The organism is Chryseobacterium sp. DT-167 (assembly GCF_058310155.1).
Genome location: NZ_JBZEEQ010000046.1, coordinates 1 through 857 on the forward strand (window position 1 = coordinate 1; position 857 = coordinate 857).

The following is an 857-nucleotide window of genomic DNA, read 5'->3' on the forward strand; positions in this document are numbered from 1 at the left end:
GATGCTGGATCGGCGAGGGTGTGTGGTTCCACAATCGAGACCACATCACGATCGGCCACGATAGCGTCATCTCGCAGGAGGTCTATTTGGCCACGGGAAGCCACTCCCACCGCAAGGACATGGGAGTCATCACACGGCCGATTGTCATCGGCCCCGGCGTGTGGTTGACGTCGAGATGCATTGTGCTGGGCGGAACGACCATCGGAACCTCCGCCCTTGCCACGCCCGGAAGTGTCGTCTCGGGCAAGATCAGTGAGAATTCGATCATCTCCGGGAACCCCGCCATGCGCGTCGGGTCGCGCTTCTAGGCCGGCACACGGATTCCCATGCGTATCGCTCAGGTCGTCACCTACGTCTCCGAGAATGGAGCCTATGGCGGGCCAGTCACAGTCGCCGTCAATCAGTCACGGGAATTGGCGCGCCGGGGCCACCAGGTCGACCTCATCGCGGCGTGGGACGGCACGGCGAGCCTCGAAGTCGAGGGCGTGCGCACCGTGCTGCACCGCGCGGCCAACCCAGGAAGTAAATTCAGCTCGCTCCTGTCCCCCGGGGTCTTCGCTCATGTCCGACGCAAGGCGTCCGACTACGACGTCATCCATGTTCACCTTGCTCGAGATCTTGTGACCGCCCCGGTAGCGAGATGGGCATCCCGACGAAGCAGATTGGTACTTCAAACTCACGGCATGATCAAGCCTGATCGCCGCATGCAGAGCCGCATCTTTGACCGGGCGTTGATCATCCCAACCTTCCGCCGGGCCGACCACATCCTGGCGCTGACCGACCAAGAGATGAAGAATCTTGCAGAGATCGCGCCCTCCTCGAATGATCGTGTCTCCCGGATAGCGAATGGGGTGCCG

At 62.1% G+C, this 857-nt stretch carries 2 protein-coding genes; both read left to right on the forward strand.

The window, feature by feature from the left end; genetic code table 11:
- On the forward strand, positions 1-308 hold a 308-nt coding region (locus AC4FQ5_RS19635; RefSeq protein ID WP_491146210.1), incomplete at its 5' end, for an LbetaH domain-containing protein.
- Positions 309-326: 18 nt separating this feature from the next.
- Positions 327-857 (forward strand): glycosyltransferase (locus AC4FQ5_RS19640; RefSeq protein WP_491146213.1); only part of this gene is annotated, 531 nt, incomplete at its 3' end.